The organism is Oerskovia sp. Root918, from assembly GCF_001428945.1.
Lineage (GTDB): Bacteria > Actinomycetota > Actinomycetes > Actinomycetales > Cellulomonadaceae > Oerskovia > Oerskovia enterophila.
Genome location: NZ_LMJG01000012.1, coordinates 1 through 26,443 on the forward strand (window position 1 = coordinate 1; position 26,443 = coordinate 26,443).

Genomic DNA, 26,443 nt, shown 5'->3' on the forward strand with positions numbered 1-26,443 from the left:
GGGGTGTATGCCACGGGCTGGATCAAGCGGGGTGTATGCCACGGGCTGGATCAAGCGCGGCCCGGTCGGGTTGATCGGGCACACCAAGTCCGACGCCTCGGAGACCGTCCGCCACCTCGTCGAGGACCTCGCCGACTCGCGCACGGCCACCCAACCGGACCCGGGCGCGGTCGTCGAGTTCTTGACCGAGCGGGGCGTGCACCTGGTCCAGTGGTCCGACTGGGAGGTCCTGGACGCCTACGAGCGCGCGCAGGGCGAGCCGCACGGCCGTGAGCGCATCAAGGTCGTGCCGCGCGAGGACATGATCCGCATCGCACGCCGCGAGGACGACGCCACGGCGTGACCCGCGCACCACGGCCTGACCCGCGCACCACGCACGACGCTCCGCCCACCGGCGGGTTCTGACGATCCCCGCAACGCCCTGAGGTCCAGGGAGCTGCGGGGATCGTGGTGTCCGGGGAGCCACCGGTCCGGCTCCTCGAGGGCGCTGGACCGGGAGGTCAGCCCCGGCGACCCGCGAGTGCGAGCAGCCTCGTGAGCTCGGGCGCGTCGTCGGGCACGGGGACGGGGCCCGCGAACAGGCGGCTCGCCGCGAACATGCCCTTGCGGCGCTGGGCGTAGCCCAGCACGAACGACACGAGCTGGGGGCCCAGGTCCGCGTCGACGCCCAGCCCCTGGGCCAGGTCCCATGCGTGGACCGTGAGGTCGAACGTCATCTGGTGCGCGTACTCGGTCGCCGGGGCGTCGCCGTACGACAGGTGCACCACGCGGTCCAGGGCGCCGGGGGCGAGGAACGCCTCGCGCGACTGCGTCGAGGCATCGATCCACGCGTCGATAGGGTCGTCGCCCAGGACGTCGCCGTCGAAGACCGGGCCCACGTCCGCGACCGTCCGGCCCGCGAGCAGCTCGGGCGCCCAGAGCTGCTCCGAGACCAGGTGGTTGACGAGGTCGCGGACGGTCCAGTCGTCGTCGGGCGTGGGCAGGTCCCACTGGTCGTCCTGGACCCGCCGGACCAGGTGGTCGAACGCCCCGATCGCGTCGCCGTGCGCCGCCAGGAGGTGCTCGTGCGACGCCACCGCGGTGCTCACGGGTTGCTCAGGATCGCCAGGACGTTGCGCGCCGGGTCCTTGAACCAGGCGATCGCCGGGCCCTCCGGACCGCGCGCGATGCCCTTGGCGTCCTGGTCGAACCCCACGTAGCGCTCGAACTCCACACCCTTGGCGACGAGCTCGTCGACCGCGGCGTCGACGTCGTCGACCCCGAAGTTCAGGACCGTGAACGACGCCGCGACGTGGTTCGTCTTGGGGTAGACGAACACGTGCCCGCCCGAGCCCAGGTGCAGGTCCAGGCCCATGGGCGTCTGGTCGACCTCGACCCCCACGACGTCCGCGTAGAACGCCCGCGCGGCGTCCAGGTCGTTCACCGAGAAGCTGCTGAATGCGTTCGTCGTCGAGACCATCGGGTGCTCCTTGTCCAGGTCGTGCGCAGCGGGGGAGGCGTCGTCGGCGCCTCTTTCCACGATGGCACGGAACGGGGACGCTGACGAGGGGAACGTCGGTACCGGAGCGCGGTCGGGTCCGGTGGGGGACGCTCCGCTTGCCCCGCACCCCGCTCTCGCGCGAAGGTACCCGGGTGCCTCACGACCAGCTGATCCGTCATGTCCTGTTCCCGGGGCGCCACCACCTCGTGACCCGCTTCCAGGTGGACTACCTCCGGGCGTTGCGGGCCGGCCTCGTCAGCGACCTCGACGGCGAGCGCGTCCGGTGCTCGCCCGACGCCGTGGTCGTGTGGGCCGTGACGTCCGCGAACCACGCGGGCACGCGCCGCAACCCGGTGCCGGGGCACCGGCGCGAGGCACTCATCGAGCACGTCACGGCGGTCGAGCACCTGCCGAGCCTCGTCGTGCCGGTCCCGGACGTGGCCCCGCACGCGCGCTTCGCGCACCTCGTCACGACCACGGTCCAGACCGCGACGGGGCACACCGTGACGCTCGACCCTCGCGAGACGGTCGTGGCCTGCTCGACCCCCGCGGTCATCGCGGCCTACCGGGAGCTCGGCTACCGGGTCGTGGGCGTCGAGCTCGACGCGACGGACGCGCTGGGTGACGTGCCTGCCCGCCCGTGGGACGCCGTCGGGCGCCTCGCGGCGGGTGACCCGACGTGGACCGACGTCGCCCACCCGGCCGTGCCGGGCTTCTTCCGGCGCTACGGCCTCGAGGCGCAGATCGTCCAGGTCTTCGCCGACCCCGTCGTCTCGGGCGACGGCGACCTGACCGCGACCCGCGACTACCGGACGTACGCCGCGGCGTTCGAGGACGCCTCGCGCCGCAAGTGGGAGCAGGTGCGCCCGTACGTGCTCCCGGGGCGGATCGTCGACATCGGGTGCGCGACGGGCGGCCTGCTCGAGCTGGTCGCGGCCGAGCCGCGCCTGCACGAGTCGGACCTGTTCGGTGTCGACGTCGCGCGCCACCTCGTGGCCGAGGCCGAGCACAAGAAGACGCAGGGCGTGTTCGCGAACCCGAACGTGTGGTTCGTGCAGGCCAACATCCTGCGCGGTGAGGTCATGCCCGAGCGCAGCGTCGACACGACCGTCACGATCGCGCTCACGCACGAGATCTCCTCGTACGGCGACGGCGTGCCCGACGTCGAGCGGTTCGCTCGCCGCGTGCTCGCCCACACCCGCCCGGGCGGGGTGTGGATCAACAGCGACGTGTGCGGTCCCGCTGACGGCGACCGCGCGGTGCACCTCACGCTCCGCGACGACGACGGCTCGCGCCCGGGCGTCGTGACGGACCTCGACGCGTGGGCGCGGCCCGACGTCGCCGCGCACGTCCGCAGGCTGTCGACGGCCTCGCGGATGCGCCAGTTCGCGCACGACTTCCCCCGCCTGTCGGGTGCGTCGTTCACGGTCGAGGAGGTCCTGCCCGGGACGTTCCGCCTCACGCTGCGCGACGCCATGGAGTTCCTCACGACCAAGGACTACGCCGACAACTGGCTGTCCGAGTGCCACGAGCGGTTCTGCGACCTGGACGGCGACGCGTGGACCGGGCTGCTGACGGGCGCGGGCTTCGAGCTGGGGCCCGAGAGCGGGGCGTGGCGCAACGAGTGGCTCGTCGAGCACTCGTTCGCGCCCGTGGCGTCGTTGACCGACGCCACGACGGGCGAGCACGTCGAGTGGCCCGACACGCACGTGCTGACGGTCGCGCGCCGACCGGTGCTCGGGGCGTAGGGACGCTCGACCCGTCGATCGGCATGCGGCCCCGCGAGGAGGACTACGATCCGTGCGTGGCAATGACGCGCACCGGGGCCCTGGGGGCCCGCACCTGGACGTCCCTCGTCCTCCTCGGCTTCGTCGGGCAGCTCGCCTGGACCGTCGAGAACATGTACCTCAACGTGTTCGTCTACGACACCATCACGGACGACCCGAACGTCATCGCGACCATGGTCGCCGTGAGTGCGGTCGCCGCGACCCTCGCGACGCTCCTGGTCGGCGCGCTCTCCGACAGGGTCGGACGCCGCCGCGTGTTCATCGCGGCCGGATACGTCCTGTGGGGCATCACGACGGCCGCGTTCGGGTTCCTGAGCCCCGACACGGTCTCGGGGCTGGTTCCGGCGGCGAACGCCGTGGTCGTGGCGGCGGTCGCGGTCGTCGCGCTCGACGCGGTCATGTCGTTGTTCGGCTCGGGGGCCAACGACGCGGCGTTCCAGGCCTGGGTGACCGACTCGACCGAGCCGGCGAACCGGGGCCGGGTCGAGTCGGTGCTCGCGGTCATGCCGCTGCTGTCGATGCTCGTGGTGTTCGGGGCGTTCGACGGCATGACGCGAGCCGGGCAGTGGCGCGGGTTCTTCGTCCTCGTGGGGGCGATCATCGTGGTCGTGGGGGTCGTGTCGTGGTTCCTCGTCCGGGACCGCGAGCTCACGGTCCGCCAGGAGGACGGGTACCTGCGCTCGGTGGTCCACGGCCTGCGGCCCTCGGCGGTCCGCGAGAACCCGGGCCTGTACCTCGCGCTGTCGGCATGGACGATCTGGGGGATCTCGACCCAGGTGTTCCTGCCGTACCTGATCATCTACCTCCAGCGGTCCCTGCGGATCGACGGGTACGCGATCGTCCTGGCCGTGGTGCTGCTCGGCGCCTCGGTCGTGAGCGTGATCGGTGGGCGGATCGTCGACCGGGTCGGCAAGGTCCGCTTCCTCCTGCCTGCGGTCGCGGTCTACGGGACGGGACTCGTCCTCATGGCGTTCGCGCGAGGCATGGTGCCCGCGATCCTGGCCGGGCTCGTCATGATGTCGGGGTTCATGCTGGTCCTCACCCCGATCGGGGCGCTGGTCCGCGACTACTCGCCCCCGGACCGCGCGGGCCACGTCCAAGGTCTGCGCATGGTCTTCGCGATCCTCGTCCCCATGCTGGTCGGACCCTTCATCGGTGCGGCCGTGATCAGGGGGGCCGCGGAGACCTACTCCGAGCTCGGGGTCGTCAAGCAGGTCCCGAGCCCCCTGATCTTCGTCGCGGCCGCCGTCGTGCTACTCCTGATCCTCGTCCCCGTCACGCTTCTCCGTCGCAAGGAACCCGCTGCATGAGCATCCTCCGGCCCACTCGGTGGGCCGCCGCCCTCGATCGGCACGCCCCCCTGCCCGAGTACCCCCGTCCTCAGCTCGCGCGCGACAGCTACCTCAACCTCAACGGGGTGTGGGACTACGCGTTCACCGGGCAGGCGGCCGGCCCCGAGGGGTCGTTGGGCGGTGCGGCCCCCCAGGTGTTCGACGGCGAGATCGTCGTACCGTTCTCGCCCGAGTCGGTGCTGTCGGGCGTGGGGCGACAGCTCCAGCCGTACGAGGCGCTCTGGTACCGGCGCACCGTCTCGCTCCCCGAGGGCTTCGTCCCGCGCGACGGGCGGGTCTTCCTGCACTTCGGGGCGGTCGACCAGTCGTGCCGCGTCCTGGTCGACGGCGTCGAGGTGGGCCGTCACACGGGCGGGTTCCTGCCGTTCGCGTGCGACGTCACGGAGGCGTTCGCCGGCTCCCTCGACGAGCCGCACGAGCTGCTCGTCGAGGTCACCGACGTGAGCGACATGGGTTACCACGCGCGCGGCAAGCAGAAGCTCGACCGCGGCGGCATCTGGTACACCGCCCAGTCGGGCATCTGGCAGACCGTGTGGGTCGAGGCCGTCCCGGCGCTGCACGTCGACCGGCTCGTGCTCGTCCCGGACCTCCCGGGCGGCTGCCTCGAGGTGACCGTGTACGCGGGCGGGATGCCCGCGGGGGCGAGCGGCGCCGTCGGGCCGGACGCGCCCGTGGCGCGCATCCAGGTGCACGACGGCGGAGCGCTCGTCGGGCAGGTCGAAGCACCCGCGGGGACGCTCGCCCGCGTGCCGATCCCGGACGCCCACCTGTGGACCCCCGAGGACCCGCACCTGTACGACGTGCGCGTGACGCTCGGCGACGACGAGGTGCGCAGCTACGCCGGCATGCGGTCGTTCGGAGTCGGGCGGGACGAGCGGGGCGTGCCGCGCCTGCTGCTCAACGGCGAGCCCTACTTCCACGCGGGCGTCCTGGACCAGGGGTACTGGTCGGACGGGCTGCTCACGGCACCGTCGGACGAGGCCATGGTCCACGACATCGCGACCATGAAGGACCTCGGGTTCACGATGCTGCGCAAGCACATCAAGATCGAGCCGCTGCGCTGGTACCACCACTGCGACCGGCTCGGGATCCTCGTGTGGCAGGACATGGTCAACGGGGGCGAGCGGTACCGGTCCATCGCGACCGTCCCGCACGCCGTCGTCCCTCTGTGGTTCTCCGACCGCTACCACGGGCTGTTCTCACGCACGGACCCCGACGGGCGTGCCGAGTTCCTCCGCGAGGTCGACGCCACGGTCGAGCACCTGCGCAACGTCGTGAGCCTTGCGGTCTGGGTGCCGTTCAACGAGGGCTGGGGACAGTTCGACGCGGCCAAGGTCGCAGCCCGCGTCACGGCGCTCGATCCCACGCGTTCGGTGGACCACGCGAGCGGCTGGCACGACCAGCGTGCGGGGGACCTGCGCAGCCTGCACATCTACTTCCGCTCGTTCCGGGTCCCTCGATGGCGGCGCGACAGCAGAGTGCTCGTCCTCTCGGAGTACGGGGGCTACAACCTTCGGGTCGAAGGGCACGACTTCAGCGAGAGCGAGGCCGGGTACAAGCGCTTCCGGGACGCCGCGGCGCTCGGGGAGGCGTTCGAGGCGCTGCACCGCGACCAGATCGTGCCCGCGATCCCGCGAGGGCTCTCCGCGACGGTCTACACCCAGCTCTCGGACGTCGAGGACGAGCTCAACGGGTTGCTGACCTACGACCGCGAGGTCGCGAAGCTCCCGGCCGACCTGGTGCGGTCGGTCAACGCCGGGCTGCGGCTCGGGTGACCCGACGGCTCGGTGCCTGCCCGCTGCTCGACGTGGTGCCGCTTCGCCCGGCGCTTCGTACGCTGAGGGGATGCTGCTGACCCGGCAGACGCTCAGCGGGCTCGAGGACGGCACGGTGTCCCTCGCGTACCGCCGCTGGCTCGCGCCGCGCGTGCGCGCGGGCGGGCGGATGAGGACGCGGATCGGGGTCGTGGAGGTCACGTCGATCGACCGGGTCCCGGAGGCGGGAGGGGTCCCCGTCCTGCCCGACGACGACGCGCGCGCCGCGGGCTTCCGCTCGGCCGAGGCGGCGCTCGCCTGGGTCGCAGCGAAGGGCGAGGGCGACCTGTACCGGATCGGTCTGCGGCGCGTGGGGGAGGACCCGCGCATCGCGCTGCGCCAGGAGGCCGACCTGTCGGCCGAGGAGGTCGAGGGGCTGCGCACACGGCTCGCGCGCATGGACCGCGCGGCGCCCGAGCCGTGGACCCGGTCCTACCTGGAGCTGATCGTCGCGCAGCCCGAGGTCGTGGCGCGCGACCTCGCGGCGTCGATCGGCGTCGAGCGCGACTACTTCAAGGTCCGGGTCCGGCGCCTCAAGGAGCTCGGGCTCACCGAGAGCCTGCCCGTGGGGTACCGCATCTCGCCGCGCGGGCGGGCGTACCTCGACGCGACGTGACGGTGCGCCCTGATGCTCTCGTCCCTGCGGGGCGCGTCCACCGGGTGGTCGCACCAGGCCGGGACGAGTGCCCGAGCGCCCCTCCGGGCTCCACCTGCACGGAGATACACTTCCGCGGACAGCAGGGTGCACCGCGACGAAATGAGAAGTCCGTGAAGATCGTCATCGTCGGTGGATCGAGGGGCACGGGGGCTCGCCTGGCTTCGCTCGCACAGGGAGAGGGACACGAGGTCACGGTCCTGTCGCGGAGCGGCGGCGCCGTCACCCCGGGGGTCGAGACCCTGACGGGGGACGCCGGCGATCCAGAAGTGGCTGCCCGAGCGGTCGCCGGGGCGGACGCCGTCGTGGTGACCGTGGGCGGCGCCAAGGGGACCTCTCGTCAACGGTCTGCGGTCACGCGGGTCGTCGTGGCGGCGATGCAGGAAGCGGGAGTGCGCCGGCTCGTCGTGCAGTCCTCCTTGGGGGCAGGTGGCTCGGCAGCGCAGATGCCCGCGCTCGTCCGGGTCCTGACGCGGGTCGTCCTTGCCTCGGCGCTGGCCGACCACGACGAGCAGGAGTCGGTCGTCGTGCGTTCGGATCTCGACTGGACGATCGTCAGACCGGCCGGCCTGACGAACGGCCCGACGACCGGTGACTGGACGGCGCGGGAGCTGACCGAGGGCGCCAAGGGATTCGGGTCCATCCCCCGCGGCGACCTCGCCGCCTGCCTGCTCCGCGTCCTGGATGACGACTCGACCGTCGGCAGGGCGCTCGGGGTCAGCAACCGCTGAACCCTGAATCCGGGGACGTGCGTCACCGGGCGCGCCGGCGTCCGGTGTGCTCAGGGCACCGGAGAGATGTCCACCCCGGGCAGCCCGTCGATGCTGGTCGCGTTCTTTTTGTGCCAGTACGCGTCGAAGTACTCCGGGTCTCGCCGGTCGTGGGCGCGGTCCAGGAGGTCGCGGTCGCCGACGAAGTCCATGAACGGCACCGAGTACCCGCACGAGTCCGAGACCCGGTCCACCTCGACCACGACGATGCCGCGCTGCCCGGACTCGCGCTCCTTGGCGAACAGCGGGCGCAGCTCGTCGAACTCGGGCGTCCGGGCGAGGACGTAGCGGCCCCGCCCGTGGAAGCGCACGATGTTCGGCGGTCCCTCGAACGCGCAGAACATGACGACGATGCGCCCGTTCTCCTGCAGGTGCGCCGCGGCCTCGGCGCCCGAGCCCGTGTAGTCCAGGTACGCGACCCGGTGCGGGTCGAGCACCACGAACGTGCCACCCATGCCCTTGGGGGAGACGTTGACGTGCCCGTCGCCCGCGAGAGGTGCCGTGCCCACGAAGAACACGGGCTGGGACAGCACGAAGCGGGAGAGCCGGGGAGTGATCTCGTCGTGGACGGTCGCCATGACCGCAGTCTGGCACCCGGCCGCGCGACGCCCGAGGGGCGTCCACGCCTCGAGGCGAGCGGCGCCGTCGGGCCCTACCAGCGCTGCTGCGCCTCTTCCGCCCAGCCGACCAGACCCTCCAGGTCCACCCACACGCCCTCGTCGGTGCGCGCGTGGCCCGACCACGTGCCGAAGCACTGGTGCGTCTCGGTGCCCACGACGACCATCTCGGTGCGGGCGACCTTCTCGTGGAAGGGGGTGAACACGGCCTCGACCCCGTCGCCCGAGATGCGCCACGGGGCGAGCCAGTCGTCGCGGTCGTACTGCCAGTCGAGCTTCTGGCCGATCTTGTGGAGCCGACCGTCCACGAGCAGGGCGTTCTCGGTCGAGCCCGTGCCGTCCGTCCACTTGTCACCGAGCTGGATGCCGCGGCCGTGCGCGCTGCCTGCGGCCCAGTTCCAGGTCATCGCGTAGGGCCAGCGGCCCCGGCCGTGGTCGAGCACCGCGAACGAGTCGTCGGCGCTGACCTCGTGCCGGGTGCCGTGGACCGTGAGCGAGCCGGAGACGGGCCGGGCCACGTCCTTGACCGTGTACTGGAACAGGCGGTCGCTCCACGGGACGACGACCCCCAACGACTCGTGCCCCGGCGGGAGCGGGATCGACAGGTCGAGGCTCACGTCGTGGGACGCGGCACGGATCCGCGTGCCACCCGGATCCTGGTCGATCACGATCGCGAGCCTCTTCGCGCGGGCCTCGGCGCGGCCCGCGCCGCTGGTCTCCGGCATCACGACGCCACGGGCCAGGGGCACGACGACGTCCGTCGCGGTCTCCTGGCCCGTCGCCCGGTCGAGGACGTACAGGCCGTGGACCCCCGCGTAGTCGATCGACGACGCGACGACGCCGATCACGTGCGTGGGCGTCACGACGCCCCAGTACTCCCACCGCTTGGTCCGTCCCCAGCCGCGCAGGTTCGCGCGGTGCAGCGGGGTGCGCGTCCACCCGACCGCGTCGGGGTTCAGGCGCCCGTCCGGCAGGCACAGGTCGACCGGGGCGGTGATCTCGCGCTCGTGCGTCGTCATGTCAGGAGGCTACTGGTCGGTAGGGGGTCGGTGTGCCGCAGGTTCCTGCGGACGACACTGCAACGTTCGGTGTTCGCAACACGGACGAAACGAGGGAGTCCGAGCATAGGGGAGCAAGGCCCCGGCGACGGGGCTGCGACGACTGGAGGACGAACCCGTGACCACACAACGCCCCTACTTCCTCGCCCCGACCAGCCCGCACCGGAGCAACCGTGCGACGCGCTCCGCCGGAGCCAACGGAAGGATGCCCCGCGTCGTCGAGTCAGCGGAGGCCGGCGGGAAGCCCGTCCGTCGCGCCAACCCCGGTGACGAGCGCACGATCGACCCTGCGGACCGCAAGCGGCGTGCACGTGCCGCGCTCGGCGACCTGACGCGCGGCCTCGGGATCTGACCGCGCCCAGCTGGTGACGGCAGGTGTCAACGGGGACACCGCTGCACGTCCGGGCTCCTGCTCGGTGCGCGGTGTGCTGAGACTGCGGTGGGTCTGGTGGCCCGGCCCGGCCCGGCCTCAGGCGGGCTTGCGGGCCTCGATGAGGAACCGCGTCGTCGTCGCGACGAACGGCCCCGCGGACTGGATCTGCGCGTGCAGGGCCTCGAGCTTGGGGCGGTACTGCTCGACCGTGAACCCCGGGACCATCCAGATCACCTTGCGCAGGAAGTAGACGACCGCACCGACGTCGAAGAACTCGGTCCGCAGCTCCTCGAAGCGCAGGTCCATGACCTCCAGACCTGCCGCCTGGGCGGCCGCGCGATCGTCGTCGGGGTGGCGACCGTTGCGGACCTCCTCGGGCTGCGGGCCCAGGAAGAGCTCCACGAGCTCGAACACGCTGTACGGGCCGACGTGCTGCGCGAAGTACGTCCCGCCTGGCGCGAGCACCCGGGCGACCTCGTCCCACCAGGGCCGGACCGGGTGCCGGCTCACGACGAGGTCGAACGCCTCGTCCGCGAACGGGAGCGGTGGTTCGTCGGCGTCCGCGACGACCGCGACCCCCAACGGGTGCAGGAGACGGGTCGCCTTCGCGACGTTGGGTGGCCACCCCTCGGTAGCGACCGTCAGCCGGGGAAGGTGCGGGACGCTCGCGAGGACCTCACCGCCGCCCGTCTGCAGGTCGAGCGCGGCGCTCGCGGTGCGCATGCGCTCGCCCATCGAGCGGGCGTAGCCCCACGAGGGGCGCTGCTCGGTCGCGCGTCCGTCGAGCCAGGAGAAGTCCCATCCGTCGACCGGGACGGATGCCGCCTCGGAGACGAGGTCGTCGAAGGTGCGGGTCATGCGGCGAGTCTGGCAGGTGGTCGGCAGGGGCGCCGGTCTTTTCACGCCCGGTCAGCGAGCAGGGCGACGATCAGGACGACGGATCCCCAGAAGGCCAGGCCCGCGCCCAGCGCGATCCCCATGCCGTGCGCGCCGTTGCTCGCGCGCCCGCGCTGCTCACCCGAGCGGACCGACCACGCGGCGCGAGCGGCGAGCGAGACGCCGAGCACCACGAGGACCAGGCCGACAGAAACCCATACCATCGCACCACTCTGCACACAGGTCAGGGGTGCCCGCAATCGGAAGAAGAATCCGATATAGAGGGATTTGCGACACGTCTATACGGCCCCGCACGAACCTTAACCGGCGACCGGGAAACCGTGCAGGCGATGGTCACGGGGCGGGATGGTGCCTGCGCGGCGGCGAGACCCCGCGGGCCGGGCAGGGAGCATGCTCGGCGCGGCCGATCCGTCGCGCGAGACGGTGACGCCGTGGTGTCGAGCGCGGTCGCGAAGGGTGTGCGGACTGGTTGAAAACGGAAGGACTGCCTCCCTTCGACCGCCAGGCGAGAGGGATTCGTCAACCCTCGTGAGGAGGGGGTAATGTCTTCCTCGGTGGCGCGAAGTACCCCCTGCATCGCGCCACCACCTAACGTTCCACGAAGCCCCCGTTCGGCCCCTGGCCGACGGGGGCTTCGTCGTGCGTGGGCTGTGCGGCACGCCTCGGCACGGTGTGGCGCCCGAGCACCTCGAGCGACCGTCCTCGCAGGTGAGAGGTCGGAACCGGGCTAGGATCACCGAGGAGTCTGGAAGTAGGCCCGCTCCTTTCCCATGCCTTGGGGGCCTACTTGACCACTTCGTACAACCCGGCTCGACGATTCGATCCCACGCTCGCCGAGGCACTGCTGCGCGGCGCACCACAGCCCGTCGGCCAGTTCGTCCTCGACCTGTCGGACCAGTCCTGGTGGTGGTCGGACGAGCTGTACGCGATGCACGGCTTCCGCCCTGGCGACGTGATGCCCACCACGGCCTTGATGCTCGCGCACAAGCACCCCGAGGATCGCGCACGTGTCGAGGAGGTGCTGCTCGTCGCCGCGGCGACCGGCGAGCCCTTCAGCTCCGTGCACCGCATCGTCGACGCGCACGGGCGGACGCGGACCCTCGGCGTGGTCGGGCGCGGGCGGGTCGACCGCCGGACGGGCGAGACGACGCACGTCTCGGGCTACTTCCTCGACCTCACGACGACGCAGCGCGAGCTCGCCCAGCGTGACGCGACGGCCGCGATCCGGGCGTCGTCCGCGAGCCGCTCGACGATCGAGCAGGCCAAGGGGGCGGTCATGGCGATCTACGGGCTTCCGGCCGACGAGGCGTTCGACCTCATGTGCCACCACTCGAGCGTCACGAACGAGCCGTTGCGCGAGATGTCGCGGCGGCTCGTCGTCGAGCTGACGGCCGGGGGGAGCGAGGGAGTGCTGCGGCGCGACGACCTGGACCGGTTCTTCGAGGGGAAGCGGCCGGTGCGGTAGGGCGAGACGGTGGGCCCCGTGGGACTCGAACCCACAACCTACGGATTAAAAGTCCGCAGCTCTGCCATTGAGCTAGAGGCCCGGGCACCGTGCGTCGCCTCGCAGGAGGCGGCGCCAAGGCCCGCGGAGAGTCTACGCGCCGAGCCCCCGCACGCGGTGACGTGCCCGCGTGCGGTGAGCGGCGCCGTCGGGCACCCGGAGCGACGGGCGGTGGGCGCTCCCCTGGTCAGCGCGGCGCACGGGCGATCACGTCGAAGACGTGCCAGTGCTTGGGGCCGCTGAACGACGGGCCGTCCTGGTCCTCCTCGCGGAAGGCGACGACGTCGAGCCCGTCGAGGAGAGCCTCGGCCTCCTCGCGCGTCAGGAAGGTCCCGTCGATCGTCCCCGCGAACGAGTCGTTCACGCCGAACAGGTTCACGGCCAACCACGCGCCCGGCCGCAGGGAGCGGCGGATCGCGGCCCAGACGCGCGGGAAGTCCCCCGGCGAGGCGTAGGGGAGCGCGTACCCGGAGTAGAGGAGGTCGGCGGGCGGCAGGTCGGTCAGCTCCGCGAAGGGCACGACGGCGACGCTCAGCCCCGCTCCTTCCTCGCCTCCCGTGGTGGTGCGGACGAGGTGCGGAGCGGTCGGTTCGCCGTCGAGCGCGTGGACGCGCCACCCGGCGCCCAGCAGTGCGGCGGTCTCGACGCCCGCGCCGCAGCCCAGGTCGACCGCCGGTCGGCCCGCGCCCGGGCCCGCGAGGGACAGGACCTCCTGGCAGAGCTCGCGCGCGGCGCGGCCTGGCTGGGCAGCGTTGTAGACGGCCCAGTGGTCGGGGGAGCGGAGAGCGGTCACGCGGCCATGCTCCCACCGACGCCACCGCTGAGTGCGGAGTAGTTGTCGCGAGACGACGCGATCCGCGACAACTGCTCCGCACTCAGCAGAAGCCCAACCACGCCCCTGCGTGCGCGGACCCTACGTGCCTCGCGTGCGCCTGTCGCGCCCGATCCCACTGGGTGAGAGACACGCCGTGGATCGGCCTGCGACCTTGCGATCGCGGCCGATCCTTGTTTGGTTGGAGGCAACCGAAAGGCGCACGCCGAGGGATCGCCGCAAGGCGTCCCGTGCGTCCCCAGGCAACCGAGAGGAGCTCTCATGCTCACCCTGACCGACAACGCCCGCGATGCAGTCCAGGACCTCACCACGCGGGCCGGAGTGCCCGACGGTGGCGGTCTCCGGATCGCCGAGTCGGCGCCGCAGTCCGGCGACTTCGAGCTGGCCCTCGTCCCGAGCCCGCTGCCCGACGACACGGTCGTCGAGAGCGGAGACGCACGCGTCTTCGTCGAGCCGACCACCTCGATCGCGCTCGCGAACCTCACCCTGGACACCGATCCTCGTGCGACCGAGGGGCCCGGGTTCGTCCTCACGCCGCAGGCCTGACCGGCCCGGCACCACCTGCGGGGCCTGACCGCCCGCACCAGCACTCGACCGGCTGCGCGGCCCGCCCGTCCCGGGAGCCGACCCCCTCCTCCTCGGAAGGTTCCCGGCCCGGCAGGGCTACGCACCCGATCACCTCGACGGGCCGTCCGCACGCAGCGGGCGGCCCGTCGTCGTGCGCCCGCCCGGGCCTCCCGGCGTCCCGTCACCCGTCGCGGCCGGCCGCCCCGTCCGGCTCGTCCAGAAAACCCGGGTGTTGCACCTCGCGCCCCGCGAGCCATGAGCAGGGTATGAGAACCACTGCTCGCCTCGTGCGACCTCGTGCACTGATCGCCGGGCTCCTCGTGACCGCTGCCCTCGCGGGCTGTTCCGCTGCCGGCGCGGCCGACGGGCCGGAGCCGGGAGGGGACACCTCGCGCTACGGCTACGACGAGTCGACGGCGACGCTCACCCCCGTGTACGAGCTGGTCCCCCAGTTCAACGACCCGCGGGACGGGTACGCCCGCGACCTCCTCGCCCAGGAGTGCCTGCAGGGCGTCGTCGAGTACCGCCCGGCGGAACCCGGGGGCGAGCCCACCCTGTTCGACGCGCGCACGGGCCAGGCGCGCTTCGACGAGCAGATCGCCCAGCAGTGGGGGTACCCGCACCTGCGGTCCGAGCCGGCACGGGGCAGCGGGGTGCCGGACGGCGTCGAGGTCACCTCCGCGATGCAGGACGCGATGATCGCGTGCGGGCAGAGGACCGACGAACGGCTGGGGGCCGTCCCGGCCCGCTACCTGAGCACGGTCGAGGCAGCGGGCTGGGAGGCGGTCGACGGGGACGCGCGGGTCCAGGAGGCGATCCAGGCATGGCGCACGTGCATGGAACCGGCAGGGGTCGTCGACCTGCCGGAGCGCCCGGTCGAGATGCCGTCGGAGTCGGTGACCGGTCCGATCGGCAACGCCGACGGGATGGTCGTGGACACGGAGGTCCCGTTGTCGGACCGTGAGCGCGAGGTGGCCGTCATCGATGCGCGCTGCCGGGCAGAGGGGTACGACGAGGCGGTGTTCCATGCTCGGGTCGAGGGCGAGCTCGCCGCGATCGGACGAGACGTCGAGGGGTTCGAGGCGACCCGTGACGACTACCTCGAGTACCAGAAGCGCATCGACGCCGTCATCAACGAGCTGGGCTGATCGGGCGATGGGACAGACGGTGCCCTCGGGCAGAACGGTGAGAGAAGCATGAAACGTCTCGTGCTCGCCGTCGCGGCGATCGTCGTCGTCGGGGTCGGGGCGTGGCTGCTCGCGGTCAGGATGGAGTCGCCTCAGCAGGCGGCGGCCCGCGCCGAGCCCCCGGCCCCCGAGCCCGTGGTCGTCGCGCTGGACCGTGGGTACCTGAACGGTCCGGTGTCGATGACCGTCGAGGCCCAGAACCAGCAGAGCGTCGTGGTGACTCCTCCGGCTGCGCTGACCGGCGTGGTGACGTCCGTCGACCGGTCCGCCGGCGACACGCTGTCGCCGGGGTCGGTCCCGTTCCGCGTCAACGGGCGACCGGTCTTCGTCCTCGAAGGGGCCTTCGCGCTCTACCGCGACATTCGCCCCGGGGACGAGGGCGACGACGTCCTGGCCCTGCAGAAGGGGTTGCTGGCCGCAGGGTATGCACTGGGCCGGCCCGACGGGAAGTACGGCCCGCAGACCCAGGCGGCCGTGCGGTCGATGTACCGGGCGGCCGGCTACGCGGCGCCCGAGGTCGCCGTCGCGGCGCCCGATGCCGCCGCTGCGCCCTCGCCCGGAGCGAGCGCTCCGGAGACGACGGCCACGGGCACGGGTGCCGCGGCGCCGTCGGACGGGACAGCGGTCCCGGCAGCCGGCGGGGGTGCTGCGGCCACCGTGAAGGGACCTGGTGTCCTGCAGTCCGAGGTGCTGACTGTGCCTCGGCTGCCCGCCGTCGTCGAGGGGATCACGACGGTCGGCACCGGCATCGCCGCTGACACGGGCCTCCTCACCCTCGGGACGGGGCAGGTCGTGCTCACGTCGACGCTGCCCCAGGGATCGGTCGGAGCGCTCGCGGTGGATGCCGCCGCTCGGTTCACGGACGACTCGGGCGCGGAGGCCACGGCACGCGTGACGGCGCTGTCGCCGACGGAGACGGGTGAGGTCACCGTCAGCCTGCTCACCGAGGGCGCCGTCCGCGCGGGCTCCTCCTACGTCCTGACGATCGACAACCCGGCAGCGGAGGACGGGGAGAGGCTGCTCGCGCCCGTGGCGGCGGTCGTGACACGTGCCGGGCGGACGTACGTGTACGTGCGGGAGGGGACGGCGTTTCGCGAGGTGGCGGTCGAGGTCGAGGCGACCGTGGGCGGGGTCGCGGCGATCGTCGCGGCCGACGGCGACGCCGACGGAGACGGCGGCGGCGATGCCGGTGTCGTGCTGGGTGCGGGGACGGAGGTGCGGGTTGGTTGACGTCGTGCTCGAGAAGGATCTGCTCGGTCCGACCGAATCGGTGGGGCGCCCGCTGATCGAGCTGAGGGGGATCGCCCGCAGGTATGCGAACGGGACCACTGCGCTGGCCGGTGTCGACCTCGTCATCGGACCCGGGGAGCGCGTGGCCGTCGTCGGACGCTCCGGCAGCGGGAAGAGCACGTTGCTGAACGTGCTGGGGCTGCTCGACGCCCCCGACGAGGGTGAGGTGCTCATCGACGGGCACCCCGTCGAGTCCGCGCAGGACCGGGTGCGGGCGGAGTGGCGTTCCTCGGAGCTGGGGTTCGTCTTCCAGCGGTCGCACCTGATCCCCGCCCTGAGCGTGCGCGAGAACGTCCTGCTCGGTCTGCGCTACTCGACCGCGTCGCTCGACGACGCCGACCAGGTCGTCACCGACTCGCTGCGCGCGGTGGGGCTCGAGCACAAGGAGCTGGCGCGGGCACGGACACTGTCGGGTGGGGAGATGCAGAGGGTCGCGATCGCACGGACCCTCGCCCGACCGGCCCGCCTGTGGCTGGCCGACGAGCCGACCGGGAACCTCGACTCGGCCCAGTCGCTCGAGATCATCGAGGAGCTCAAGCGTCGCGCCGCGGAGCGTGGAGCGGCGCTCGTCGTGGTCACGCACGAGCCCGACGTCGCTGCGCGGCTCGACCGCGTCGTCACCCTGCGCGACGGCCTCGTCGTGGCCGACAGCGCGGACGTCACGACCTCGCCCCACGGGCCGGACGAGGACCGGGGAGACCTGCCGATGCGTGGTCGCGGGCCGCGGACCCGGCTCACCGCGCGCCTGGCGCGCACCCTGCGGTTCGTGGCGCAGGGCATCACGTCCAACGCCGGGCGGACCGCGAGCGGCACCCTCGCGTCCGCGGTCGCGGTCGCCCTGGCCGTCACGGCGCTGGGGCTCGCGCAGAGCGCGTCAGGACAGGTGACCGAGCTCTTCGACGCGCAACGGGCGACGCAGGTCACCGCGGCGCTGGCCGCGGACGGGACCTCGGACGCCCGATGGCCCGTCCGGGTCGACGCCGTCGCCGAGTTCCCCGGCGTGACCGGAGTCGAGCACTGGCGGTACCGCACGGGGATCCCCGTCGCGAACGGGGCGCTCGCGGCCCTGACGGTCGACCTCGTCGAGGTCGACGAGGCCCCGGGGCCGATCACCGACACCGCCGTGACGTGGGCTCCCGGCGACGACCGCGTCCTCGCCGAGGGCGAGGTGCTGCTGGGCACGGACCTCGCCCGACGGCTCGGTGTCGCACAGCTGGACGTGAGCCCCGAGATCACGGTCCAGGGCGAACCGTTCCGGGTCGTCGGGCTGGTCACCGCGTCGAGGTCCGGCACGGCGACCGGATCGGCCTTCGTCGGCCCGGGGGCGACCGGCGACCTGGCGGCGTCGCTCTCGAGCGAGCTGTTCGTCGAGACGGTCCCGGGTGCCGCGCGGAACGTCGCGGACCGCCTCCACGACCTTGCCGATCCGTTCCAGACCACCCGGATGACCATCCACCCGGTGCTCGAACCGAACGCGTTCCGCGGAGAGCTCCAGGACAGGGTCTCGGCCTCGCTGCAGGTGCTCGCCGTCGTGGCCGCGCTCGCAGGGCTGGTCGGTGTCGTCTTCGTCAACCTCCTGAGCGTGAGCTCCCGCACGGCCGAGCTCGGCGTGCGACGGGCGTTCGGTGCACGACGGAGCGAGCTCGTCACGCTCGTCGTGGGGGAGTGCACCGCGCTCGCCGTCCTCGGCGCGGTCGTCGGTCTCGCAGTCGGTTTCGTGGCGATCATGGTGGTGACCGCGGCCGCCCGGTGGCAGCCGATGTTCGACGAGCGCCTCCTGCTCGTACCCCTCGCCGGCGCGCTCGTCTTCGGGCTCCTCGGCGGACTCCCACCCGCGATCGCCGCCGGCAGGATCGAGCCCGCCGATGCCGTACGGTCGTGACGTGAGCCGCGACAGCGCCGTCGAAGCGGCCTTTGCCGGCATGTACCGAGAGACCTACCCGCACGTCCTGGCCTACCTCCGCCGGCGGGTCGACGACGACGCGGAGGACCTCGCGTCGGAGGTCTACGCCGTGGCGTGGCGCAGCTGGGGTCGCGTCCCGGCCGAGGAGATGCGGCCGTGGCTGTTCGGGGTGGCCCGCAACATCCTGGCGAACGGTCACCGTGCCACGGACCGGCGACGGCGCCTCGAGCTCCGGGTGAGCGGAGAACGTGGGCCGGTGGCCGACGACGGGGCGCTCGCGGACATGTCGATCGACCTCCGCCGCGCCTGGGCCCTCCTCGACGACACGGACCGGGAGGTCCTCTCGCTCGTCTCCTGGGACGGGCTCACCTCGGCCGAGGCCGCTCGGGTCCTGGGTTGCTCGCGCGCCGCCTTTTCGATGCGCCTCACCCGAGCACGCCGACGCCTGCGACGGTCGCTCGACGCGGTCGAGCACGAGCCCGCCTCGAGCGCGAGGTCCGTCCCCGAGCCTCGGCCGGACCCGGGCGCACGCTCGGGCCCCCCACCGCAGCCCCACCCGGACGACCGCTCGATGCCCACGCTCACCGAAGGGAGACCGTCATGACAGACCCCTTGGACGACCCGGTCCTGCAGCGGCTCGCGGCCGCGAACCCGGTCCACGTCGTCCCCCTGACCCCGGAGGAGTCGGCTCGGTCGGAAGCGGCCCTGCACCGGATCGTCACGACCCCGCACCAGGGCCAGCGACGTCGGTCCGCGTCGATGCTGCGCCGATGGGCGACCGTCGTCGCGGCGCTGCTCACGTCCGTCGCGGTGGCCCTGGTCGCCACGACACCGGCCTCTGCGGAACAGGTGCTGCTGGAGGCGGCGGAGAACGCCGCCAAGCAGCAACCCCCCAGCGGGGAGTACCTGTACGTCCGCTCCCAGGCCGAGGACCCGTATTCGTTCCCCTACGAACGCGAGATCTGGTCGTCGAGGGACGACGCGGTGCTGCGTGACGAGGGGGGTGTCTCCTTCATGGCCTTCTCCGACGGCAAGGACACCTTCGACCCGAGCCTCGCGCGGGTCATGGACCTCAACGAGGACGGCGAGACGTCCACGTTCGGGAACGGTGAGTCGATCACGTGGGACGAGCTGGCCGAGCTGCCCACCGAGCCCCGGGCGCTCGAGCGGCGCCTCTCCGAGGGGCTTGCGCCCTCGGGGCACGGAGACGAGTGGGACCTGTGGAAGCAGGTGGTGGGACTCCTGCTGGAGAGCCCGGCCTCTCCTGATCTCCGCCGCGCGCTCTGGCAGGTCCTCGCTGCCGCCCCGGGCACCGAGCTGCTCGGGGCGATGACGGACTCCGCCGGTCGTCCGGCGACGGGCATCGAAGCGGACTTCACGCAGGAGGTCGGAGAGCGGGAGGTACTGCTCCTCGACCCGAGCGACGGCACGCTCCTGGAATCACGGACATACGCCGACGGCACGCTCGCCCACCGCATGACCGTGCTCGAGAGCGGCTACCGGGACGTCGCCCCGGACGTCGAGCCCTACCACTGCGGGCCTGGTTCGGTCCCGTACGTCTCGTGCTGACGACGGCCAGGGTCGGTGCTTGCCCGACCGATCACGCCCCCACGGGCGACACGATCCAGTAGCCGCCCAGCGCCGCTGCGCCGACCGTCACGAGCAGGAACACGCCGACCCACACGATCCCCGGGATGCCCGTGAGGCGCGCGAGCATGTCGGCGTCGGACTGACGGGCCTTGCCGCGGCTGCGCGAGACCTGCAGCTCGAGGACGGGGCGCACGGCCCCCAGCAGCAGGAACCACGTGACGGCGTACGCGACCGCGCTCTGCACGGGCGGGGTCGCGGCCCAGGACACGAGCACGAGCGCGACGCCGCTCACGAGCACGGACCACAGCCCGAACCAGTTGCGGATCTGCAGGAGCATGAGGGTCAGCAGCAGCACGAGGAGCCACAGCAGCCCGACGGCGTAGCCCGCCCTGAGCAGCGCGGCCGCCCCGAGGCCCACGAGGCCCGGGCCGACGTACCCCATGAAGGCCGTGAGGACCATGCCGAACCCGCGTGGCTTGCCGTACGAGACCGTGAGGCCCGACGTGTCGGAGTGCAGGCGGATGCCGCTCAGGCGCCGGCCCGTGAGGAGTGCCGCCAGGGCGTGCGCACCCTCGTGCGCGATCGTCACGACGTGCCGCGCGACGCGCCACACGGGCGTGAAGACCACGACGATCAGGGCCGCGAGCGACATCGAGAGCACGATCGCGGAGGCCGGCGCGGGCACCGGCGTGGTGGCGGCCGACCAGATCTGACCGATGACGTCGCCCACTGAGCTCATGAAGTCCACGGGCGACATTCCACCACGGTCACATGTGCGGTGGGTGAGAGGTACGGACGGGGCCGTGGGGAGGTGAGAGTCCGGTGAGGGATGTGGAGACGTCGATCACCATCGACGCACGCACGCTCCAGTCATGAGAGGATCAGGTTCGTGGCTGCGCATCTCTGCGCGCCCAGCGTCGTGGAGTTCCCTGGATTTCTTGCGGCGAACCCCGACCCTACGCCCGAGAGGCAAACCCTTGAACAACCCCATTCGTGCTGCCGTGCGCCCGAACGCCGCAGCCCCCCGCACCAACCAGTCGCAGGGACAGCAGTCCCGCGACATCAACCGCCCGGCTCGCGACGACCGGGCCCGCCCGGCCCGCGACGAGCGTGACAGCCGTGACTCGCGTCCCGCCAAGGTGACCCGCGACGGTCGCCCCGTCCGTGAGCGCGACTCGCGCGACGGCCGCGGCGCCGGCCAGGGCCGCCCCGCCGGCGGCAACCGTGAGCAGCGGGCTCCTCGTGAGCAGCGTGAGCAGCGTCCTGCTGCCGTGCGCTCGTCGGTCCCGACCGTCGTCCCCGAGGGCACGACCTTCGCGGACTTCGGGATCCCGACCACGGTGGTCCGCGAGCTCTCCAGCCAGGGCATCGAGTCGCCGTTCCCCATCCAGGTCGCCTCGCTCCCGGACACGCTCAAGGGCCGCGACGTCCTGGGCCGTGGCCGCACGGGCTCGGGCAAGACCCTCGCGTTCTCGCTGCCGGTCGTCACGCGCCTGTCCCAGTCGGACACGCGCCGCGCTGCCCGCCGGCCCCGCGCCCTGGTCCTGTGCCCGACGCGTGAGCTCGCGAACCAGATCAACGCCGTCATGGAGCCGCTCGCGAAGGCCCTCGGCCTGAACACGACGACCATCTTCGGTGGCGTCGCGCAGAGCCGCCAGGTCAGCGCGCTCAACGCGGGCGTCGACATCGTCATCGCCTGCCCGGGGCGCCTCGAGGACCTGCTCAACCAGCGTGTCCTGTCGCTCGACGGCATCGAGATCACGGTCCTCGACGAGGCCGACCACATGGCCGACCTGGGCTTCCTGCCCGGCGTCAAGCGCATCATGGACAAGACCCCGACGCGCGGCCAGCGCCTGCTGTTCTCCGCGACGCTCGACAACGGCGTGGACCAGCTCGTCAAGCGGTACCTGAGCAACCCGGTGAGCCACTCGGTGGACTCGGCCGAGTCGCCCGTCTCCAACATGACGCACCACATCTTCGCGGTCCGTGACGCGGACGCGAAGAAGGACGTCGTGCAGCAGCTCGCGTCGGGCACGGGTCGTCGTGTCCTGTTCACGCGCACCAAGCACCAGGCCAAGAAGCTCGCGAAGCAGCTCACGGCCCAGGGCATCCCGTCGGTCGACCTGCACGGAAACCTCGGTCAGGGCGCGCGCGAGCGCAACCTCGAGGCGTTCTCGAACGGTTCGGTCCGCGTGCTCGTCGCGACCGACATCGCGGCGCGCGGCATCCACGTCGACGAGATCGAGCTGGTCGTCCACGTCGACCCGCCGGCCGAGCACAAGGCGTACCTCCACCGCTCGGGCCGTACGGCTCGCGCCGGTTCCGAGGGCGTCGTCGTGACCGTCATGCTCCCCGAGCAGCGCAGCGACGTGAAGGACCTGACCCGCAAGGCGAAGATCACGGCGCAGCCGCAGTCGGTGGCCCCGGGTGACGCGGCGATCACGTCGCTCGTCGGCGACGTCGCCGAGTACGTGCGCCCCGCGGACATCACGCCGCCGCAGACGCAGGCCCGTCGTGGCACGCCGTCGCGCAACGGCGGGACGCGTGCGACGCGGACGTCGGCCCCGGCCAAGTCCGCAGGCCCGACGGCGCAGCGCGCCCAGGGTGGTCGCGGCCAGTCGGCACAGGGCGGCGAGGGCGGCGCCGGTGCGCAGGCTCGTCGTCGTGGCGGCCGCGGTCGCGCGCAGCGCGGTGGCGGCTCGGCGACGGTGTACTCGTCGTCGTCGTACTGACCCTTCGCTGAACGGCCTGGTCCTTCGCTGACCGGCCGGCGGGAGCTTCTCGCCGGCCGTGCTGAACGACCGAGCAGGGCCCCGGCGGTGATCCTCGGATCGCCGCCGGGGCCTTCTGCGTCCCGTCGCGGACCACGCCGCGACGGGCCCGGCCCCACTCCGCCGTCGCTGTGGTCGGGCTCGTCGCACCACGGGAACACCTGAGGACCGGTGACGGTTGTCGCTGTCGGAGGTGGAGCATGACCAACGAGACCCACGACACGACCGGCAACCTGTTCTCGCAGAAGGTGTACCCGGTCGCCAAGCCCGAGACCCAGTGGCGCGAGGAGCTGGCCCCCGACGAGTACGCGGTGCTGCGGCAGGCTGGCACCGAGCGCCCCTGGACGGGCGAGCTCCTGGACGAGAAGCGCGAGGGCATCTACCGGTGCCGGGCGTGCGGCCACGAGCTGTTCCGTTCGGAGACCAAGTTCGACTCGCACTGCGGGTGGCCGAGCTTCTACGCGCCCAAGGAGTCGGACGCGGTCGAGCTCATCCAGGACCGCAGCCACGGCATGGTCCGTACCGAGGTGCGGTGCGCGAGCTGCGGCTCGCACCTGGGGCACGTGTTCGACGACGCGCCCCAGACCCCGACGGGCGACCGGTTCTGCATGAACAGCCTCAGCCTGACGTTCGAGGACGCCGAGGCCTGAGCCGTCCCGGCCACCGCGTGTCAGAGCGGGCGTGACCCCCGGGCCACGCCCGCTCTGGCGTCCGCGAGCACGTCGAACCCGACCGCGAGCAGTACGCCCAGCAGGTAGAGCAGCAGGTCGCGCGCGCTGAACGTGCTCCCGAGCACCCACGCGGCCGCAGGCACGACGTCCAGCACGGCACCCACCACGGGCGTCGCCTGGAGGGCCTCGACGAGCCAGCACCACGTGAGCACCACGGCCCCCGCGACCCACGGTCGCACCCGAGGAGCCACGAGCACGAGCGCCGCGTAGACCGCGACCGCGTACAGCAGGTCCCCGACCACGTCACCGACGGGGTCGGGGACCTGCGTCGTCACCACGAGGCCCAGGGCGACCACGGCCGTGAGGACGGCCAGGACGCGAGGGCGGCTGCGCCGTCGGGCAGCACGCGGCGCGGACCCCCGCCGCGCTGCCGGCGACGCGTCCGACGGGCCCGTCATCTCAGCGCGTCGCCTGCCAGCGCACGACGTCCTCCGAGTAGCGGTGCAGCAGGCCCGCGAGGGCCGCGACGTCGTCGGGGGACCAGTCGCTCAGCGCCTGCGAGATCGAGTCGACGCGGCGCTCGTGCGTCGTCCGCAGCAGCGTCGCGCCCTCCTCGGTGAGGGTGATGATCTGGCCGCGGGAGTCGTCGGGGTCCACCTCGCGGCACACCATCCCCACGGACTCGAGCCGGGCGAGCTGGCGCGAGATGGTCGCGCGCCCCACGCCGAACTGCTGCGCGAGGTCCGACCCCCGGACGCCCGGGTTCACGGCGATGTGCGCGAGCAGCGGGTACGCGCTCGCGTCGAGGTCGGGGTGGATGCGCTTGGCCATCGCGTTCGCGGACGACCCCGCGCGGCGGGTCAGGACGCGCAGCTCGCGCTCGAGCGCGAACAGGGGCGACTCGTCGCTGGGAGAGGGGGTGGGCGTTGAGGACACAGTCGGCTCCGGCTGGTCGGTCGGCGAGGTCGAGGTCACGGCCCCATCATGGCGTGCAGCGGGGCCGCCGTGGAACAAGCATCCACGACGGCCCCGGGTGAGTTCCGGCAGGTGGGCGGTCAGCGCGAGGCGCTGCCCCCGGCCGTGGCGCCGTCGCGGGCCCCCGCGAGGACCGCCTGCTCGGCGTCGAAGTCGCCCTCGTGCTCCTGCTCGATCTCGTCGGTCAGGTCCGGCAGACCGGCCGCGAGCTCACGCTCGAGGCGCTCGTCGAGCCCCGACTTGGTGCCGAGCGGCACCTCCTTGAGGAACAGCACGCAGACCAGACCGATGACCGCGAGCGGCACTGCCACGAGGAAGATGTCCGCGATCCCGTCGCCGTACGAACGCTCGACGAGGTCACGCATGGGGGCGGGCAGGGTGCTGACGTCGGGCACGGTGCCGCCCGTCGCGTCGGTCGGCACGCCCATCTTGGCCAGGCCGTCCTGGATCGAGGTCGTGACCTTGCTCGCGAGGACCGCGCCCAGGACCGAGACGCCGATCGCGCCGCCCAGGGTGCGGAAGAACGCGACGGTCGAGGTGCCCGCGCCCATCTCGGAGACGTCCAGGGTGTTCTGGACCGCGAGCACGAGGTTCTGCATGAGCATGCCCATGCTCGCGCCCAGGAAGAACAGGTACACGCTGATGAGCACGAAGCTCGTGTGGTAGTCGATCGTCGACAGCGCGAACAGCGACGCGACGAGGAACACGCCGCCCGCGACCATGAACGACTTGTAGCGTCCGGTGCGCGTGATGAGCTGGCCGATGAGCGTCGAGGCGACGAAGGTCCCGACGATCATCGGGATGGTCAGCAGCCCGGACTCGGTCGCGGTCTTGCCGCGCGCGACCTGCATGTACTGGCTGAGGAAGACCGCGGTGCCGAACATCGCGACGCCGACCGCGACGCTCGCGAGGACCGCAAGGACGAACGTGCGGTTTTTGAACAGGTGCAGCGGGATGATGGGCTCGACCGCGCTCTTCTCGACCAGGACGGCCGCGACCAGCGCGAGGACCGAGCCGACGACCATGACGGCGCTCTGCCACGAGACCCACTCGAAGTTGTTGCCCGCGAACGTGACCCACAGCAGCAGGGTCGAGACGCCCACGCTGATGAGCAGCGCGCCCCAGTAGTCGATCGTGACGATGCGGCGGGGGATGGGCGGCAGGTGCAGCGTGCGCTGGAGCACGACGATCGCGGCGATCGCGAACGGCAGGCCCACGAAGAAGTTGAGGCGCCAGCTCACGGTGTCCGTGAGGACACCGCCGAGGAGAGGCCCGCCGATCTGGCTCACGGCCATGATCGCGCCCATGAGGCCCATGTACTTGCCGCGCTCGCGCGGCGAGATGATGTCCGAGATGAGGACCATGGCCAGGGCCATGAGGCCACCGGCGCCGATGCCCTGGAGGGCGCGGAACGCGATGAGCGTGCCGACGTTCTGCGACAGCCCCGCGAGGGCGGCCGCGACCACGGAGATGATCAGCGCGACCTGGATGAGGACCTTGCGGTTCGTCAGGTCGGCGAGCTTGCCCCAGATGGGCGTGGAGATGGTGGTCGTCAGCAGGGTCGCGGTGACGACCCAGGTGAACGACGACTGCGACCCTTCGAGGTCGCTGATGATCTTGGGGAGCGAGCTCGAGACCACGGAGGTCGCGAGGATCGAGACGAACATCCCGAGCAGGATGCCGGACAACGACTCCAGCACCTGCTTCCGGGTCATGGTGGTGGTTGCGCTCATACAGGTCTCACATTCATAGGTCGTGCTTCTTCGTCGAAACGTCGTGGCAAGGCCCGACGGCGGAGGTCGGGCCGGGTGGGCAGGTCGCCCGGGGGAGTGGTCAGGTGCGCGAGAGCGCGTCGGTGAGGCGCTCCAGGTGACGGATCGCCTCCCGGAGGTCCTCGGGCGTCCAGCCCACGAAGGTCTCGGCCGTGCGCCTCATGAGCAGGTCGAACGTCTCCTCGACCTTGGCGTGGCCCGCGGGCGTGAGGGTCACGCTGCGGGCGCGGCGGTCGTCGTCGCAGGCGGTGCGCTCGACGAGGCCCGCCTCGACGAGGTGCGTCACCTGGCGGCTCGCGACCGACAGGTCGACCCGCAGGTGGTGCGCGAGCTCGGTGACCTGGAGCGGACCGCAGCGCTGGAGCAGCCGGAGCGCTCCGAGCGAGGCCCGGGGGAAGTCGAGCTCGCGCGACAGGCGGGCCGAGACCTCGCGCTGGGCGCGGTTGAGCTCCTCGAGCGCGACCGTGAGCTCCATGACGGGGACGTCGAGGGGCGAGGTCGGGGAGGTGGTGGGGGGTGCTGCGTCGTCGAGGGGGGCGTCGAGCGACGGGCTGGTGGAGAGGGACACGCGAGAGGGC

General features: G+C 72.3%; 27 protein-coding genes, 1 tRNA gene and 1 pseudogene. 16 read left to right on the top strand and 13 right to left on the bottom strand.

The window, feature by feature from the left end; genetic code table 11:
- Positions 1 to 343, top strand: a pseudogene (locus ASE27_RS09485) (pyridine nucleotide-disulfide oxidoreductase); the annotation flags it as partial.
- 157 nt (positions 344 to 500) lie between these two features.
- Here ASE27_RS09485 and ASE27_RS09490 read toward each other — a convergent pair.
- Positions 501 to 1,088: a TIGR03086 family metal-binding protein gene (locus ASE27_RS09490; protein WP_056649116.1), complete on the bottom strand. Its 588-nt coding sequence runs from the start codon at positions 1,086 to 1,088 to the stop codon at positions 501 to 503.
- On the bottom strand, positions 1,085 to 1,519 hold the full coding sequence (locus ASE27_RS09495) for a VOC family protein (protein WP_322788309.1): 435 nt from the start codon (positions 1,517 to 1,519) through the stop codon (positions 1,085 to 1,087). Before ASE27_RS09495 ends, ASE27_RS09490 begins: the two co-directional genes overlap by 4 nt.
- A gap of 113 nt (positions 1,520 to 1,632) precedes the next feature.
- On the opposite strand from ASE27_RS09495, the gene ASE27_RS09500 reads away from it, so the two are divergent.
- The 5 genes from ASE27_RS09500 to ASE27_RS09520 all read left to right on the top strand — a co-directional run bounded on the left by ASE27_RS09500 (position 1,633) and on the right by ASE27_RS09520 (position 7,819).
- Positions 1,633 to 3,228, top strand: coding sequence for a class I SAM-dependent methyltransferase (locus tag ASE27_RS09500; RefSeq protein WP_235534290.1), 1,596 nt, complete (start codon positions 1,633 to 1,635; stop codon positions 3,226 to 3,228).
- Between the two features lie 62 nt (positions 3,229 to 3,290).
- Positions 3,291 to 4,577 carry an MFS transporter gene (locus ASE27_RS09505; protein WP_082608819.1) on the top strand — a complete coding sequence of 429 codons (1,287 nt, stop codon included), beginning with the start codon at positions 3,291 to 3,293 and terminating at the stop codon, positions 4,575 to 4,577.
- Positions 4,574 to 6,394, top strand: coding sequence for a glycoside hydrolase family 2 protein (locus ASE27_RS09510; RefSeq protein ID WP_056649126.1), 1,821 nt, complete (start codon positions 4,574 to 4,576; stop codon positions 6,392 to 6,394). Before ASE27_RS09505 ends, ASE27_RS09510 begins: the two co-directional genes overlap by 4 nt.
- A gap of 70 nt (positions 6,395 to 6,464) precedes the next feature.
- A complete protein-coding gene (locus tag ASE27_RS09515) occupies positions 6,465 to 7,049 on the top strand; it encodes a hypothetical protein (protein ID WP_056649128.1) in 585 nt (194 codons plus the stop codon).
- A gap of 152 nt (positions 7,050 to 7,201) precedes the next feature.
- Positions 7,202 to 7,819: an NAD(P)-dependent oxidoreductase gene (locus ASE27_RS09520; RefSeq protein WP_056649130.1), complete on the top strand. Its 618-nt coding sequence runs from the start codon at positions 7,202 to 7,204 to the stop codon at positions 7,817 to 7,819.
- A 50-nt stretch (positions 7,820 to 7,869) separates the two neighbouring features.
- Here ASE27_RS09520 and ASE27_RS09525 read toward each other — a convergent pair whose 3' ends face one another.
- Both ASE27_RS09525 and ASE27_RS09530 read right to left on the bottom strand, forming a co-directional pair.
- Positions 7,870 to 8,436, bottom strand: a complete 567-nt coding sequence (locus ASE27_RS09525) for a pyridoxamine 5'-phosphate oxidase family protein (protein ID WP_056649132.1) — start codon at positions 8,434 to 8,436, stop codon at positions 7,870 to 7,872.
- Between the two features lie 74 nt (positions 8,437 to 8,510).
- Complete coding sequence (locus ASE27_RS09530; protein ID WP_056649135.1) at positions 8,511 to 9,494, bottom strand: DUF2804 domain-containing protein; 984 nt, start codon at positions 9,492 to 9,494, stop codon at positions 8,511 to 8,513.
- 157 nt (positions 9,495 to 9,651) lie between these two features.
- On the opposite strand from ASE27_RS09530, the gene ASE27_RS09535 reads away from it, so the two are divergent.
- A complete protein-coding gene (locus ASE27_RS09535; protein ID WP_056649136.1) occupies positions 9,652 to 9,885 on the top strand; it encodes a hypothetical protein in 234 nt (77 codons plus the stop codon).
- 117 nt (positions 9,886 to 10,002) lie between these two features.
- On the opposite strand, the gene ASE27_RS09540 is transcribed toward ASE27_RS09535, so the two are convergent.
- Together ASE27_RS09540 and ASE27_RS20225 are read right to left on the bottom strand one after the other, a co-directional pair.
- A complete protein-coding gene (locus ASE27_RS09540) occupies positions 10,003 to 10,764 on the bottom strand; it encodes a class I SAM-dependent methyltransferase (protein WP_056649139.1) in 762 nt (253 codons plus the stop codon).
- A gap of 41 nt (positions 10,765 to 10,805) precedes the next feature.
- Positions 10,806 to 11,006, bottom strand: coding sequence for a hypothetical protein (locus ASE27_RS20225; RefSeq protein WP_139107900.1), 201 nt, complete (start codon positions 11,004 to 11,006; stop codon positions 10,806 to 10,808).
- A gap of 584 nt (positions 11,007 to 11,590) precedes the next feature.
- Here ASE27_RS20225 and ASE27_RS09545 point away from each other — a divergent pair.
- Positions 11,591 to 12,268: a PAS and ANTAR domain-containing protein gene (locus ASE27_RS09545; protein ID WP_157257504.1), complete on the top strand. Its 678-nt coding sequence runs from the start codon at positions 11,591 to 11,593 to the stop codon at positions 12,266 to 12,268.
- 10 nt (positions 12,269 to 12,278) lie between these two features.
- On the opposite strand, the gene ASE27_RS09550 is transcribed toward ASE27_RS09545, so the two are convergent.
- Positions 12,279 to 12,350: transfer RNA gene (locus ASE27_RS09550), tRNA-Lys, on the bottom strand.
- Between the two features lie 144 nt (positions 12,351 to 12,494).
- Positions 12,495 to 13,100 carry a trans-aconitate 2-methyltransferase gene (locus ASE27_RS09555; protein ID WP_056649145.1) on the bottom strand — a complete coding sequence of 202 codons (606 nt, stop codon included), beginning with the start codon at positions 13,098 to 13,100 and terminating at the stop codon, positions 12,495 to 12,497.
- 300 nt (positions 13,101 to 13,400) lie between these two features.
- On the opposite strand from ASE27_RS09555, the gene ASE27_RS09560 reads away from it, so the two are divergent.
- The 6 genes from ASE27_RS09560 to ASE27_RS09585 all read left to right on the top strand — a co-directional run bounded on the left by ASE27_RS09560 (position 13,401) and on the right by ASE27_RS09585 (position 19,655).
- Complete coding sequence (locus ASE27_RS09560) at positions 13,401 to 13,685, top strand: Fe-S cluster assembly protein HesB (protein WP_056649148.1); 285 nt, start codon at positions 13,401 to 13,403, stop codon at positions 13,683 to 13,685.
- Positions 13,686 to 13,972: 287 nt separating this feature from the next.
- Positions 13,973 to 14,854 (top strand): hypothetical protein, encoded by an 882-nt coding sequence (locus tag ASE27_RS09565; RefSeq protein ID WP_157257506.1) that lies wholly within the window; start codon positions 13,973 to 13,975, stop codon positions 14,852 to 14,854.
- A gap of 48 nt (positions 14,855 to 14,902) precedes the next feature.
- Complete coding sequence (locus tag ASE27_RS09570; RefSeq protein ID WP_082608756.1) at positions 14,903 to 16,123, top strand: peptidoglycan-binding domain-containing protein; 1,221 nt, start codon at positions 14,903 to 14,905, stop codon at positions 16,121 to 16,123.
- Between the two features lie 4 nt (positions 16,124 to 16,127).
- Positions 16,128 to 18,065 (top strand): ATP-binding cassette domain-containing protein, encoded by a 1,938-nt coding sequence (locus ASE27_RS09575; protein WP_056649158.1) that lies wholly within the window; start codon positions 16,128 to 16,130, stop codon positions 18,063 to 18,065.
- A gap of 1 nt (position 18,066) precedes the next feature.
- Positions 18,067 to 18,690 carry an RNA polymerase sigma factor gene (locus tag ASE27_RS09580; RefSeq protein ID WP_197486976.1) on the top strand — a complete coding sequence of 208 codons (624 nt, stop codon included), beginning with the start codon at positions 18,067 to 18,069 and terminating at the stop codon, positions 18,688 to 18,690.
- The gene (locus tag ASE27_RS09585; RefSeq protein WP_157257508.1) at positions 18,687 to 19,655 is read left to right on the top strand and encodes a CU044_5270 family protein; all 969 of its coding nucleotides are present in this window, start codon (positions 18,687 to 18,689) and stop codon (positions 19,653 to 19,655) included. Before ASE27_RS09580 ends, ASE27_RS09585 begins: the two co-directional genes overlap by 4 nt.
- 31 nt (positions 19,656 to 19,686) lie before the next feature.
- On the opposite strand, the gene ASE27_RS09590 is transcribed toward ASE27_RS09585, so the two are convergent.
- Complete coding sequence (locus ASE27_RS09590) at positions 19,687 to 20,433, bottom strand: M50 family metallopeptidase (RefSeq protein WP_056649170.1); 747 nt, start codon at positions 20,431 to 20,433, stop codon at positions 19,687 to 19,689.
- 583 nt (positions 20,434 to 21,016) lie between these two features.
- Here ASE27_RS09590 and ASE27_RS09595 point away from each other — a divergent pair.
- Together ASE27_RS09595 and msrB are read left to right on the top strand one after the other, a co-directional pair.
- Complete coding sequence (locus ASE27_RS09595) at positions 21,017 to 22,408, top strand: DEAD/DEAH box helicase (RefSeq protein ID WP_331709583.1); 1,392 nt, start codon at positions 21,017 to 21,019, stop codon at positions 22,406 to 22,408.
- A 239-nt stretch (positions 22,409 to 22,647) separates the two neighbouring features.
- Positions 22,648 to 23,097 carry a peptide-methionine (R)-S-oxide reductase MsrB gene (msrB, locus tag ASE27_RS09600; RefSeq protein ID WP_056649173.1) on the top strand — a complete coding sequence of 150 codons (450 nt, stop codon included), beginning with the start codon at positions 22,648 to 22,650 and terminating at the stop codon, positions 23,095 to 23,097.
- Between the two features lie 20 nt (positions 23,098 to 23,117).
- Here msrB and ASE27_RS09605 read toward each other — a convergent pair whose 3' ends face one another.
- From ASE27_RS09605 to ASE27_RS09620, 4 genes are all read right to left on the bottom strand, one after another.
- Positions 23,118 to 23,576 (bottom strand): DUF2809 domain-containing protein, encoded by a 459-nt coding sequence (locus ASE27_RS09605; RefSeq protein ID WP_056649175.1) that lies wholly within the window; start codon positions 23,574 to 23,576, stop codon positions 23,118 to 23,120.
- A gap of 1 nt (position 23,577) precedes the next feature.
- Positions 23,578 to 24,054, bottom strand: coding sequence for a MarR family winged helix-turn-helix transcriptional regulator (locus ASE27_RS09610; RefSeq protein WP_056649879.1), 477 nt, complete (start codon positions 24,052 to 24,054; stop codon positions 23,578 to 23,580).
- Positions 24,055 to 24,173: 119 nt separating this feature from the next.
- Positions 24,174 to 25,826, bottom strand: a complete 1,653-nt coding sequence (locus tag ASE27_RS09615; protein WP_082608759.1) for an MDR family MFS transporter — start codon at positions 25,824 to 25,826, stop codon at positions 24,174 to 24,176.
- A gap of 100 nt (positions 25,827 to 25,926) precedes the next feature.
- A complete protein-coding gene (locus ASE27_RS09620; protein ID WP_056649178.1) occupies positions 25,927 to 26,433 on the bottom strand; it encodes a MarR family winged helix-turn-helix transcriptional regulator in 507 nt (168 codons plus the stop codon).
- Positions 26,434 to 26,443 lie beyond the last annotated feature (10 nt).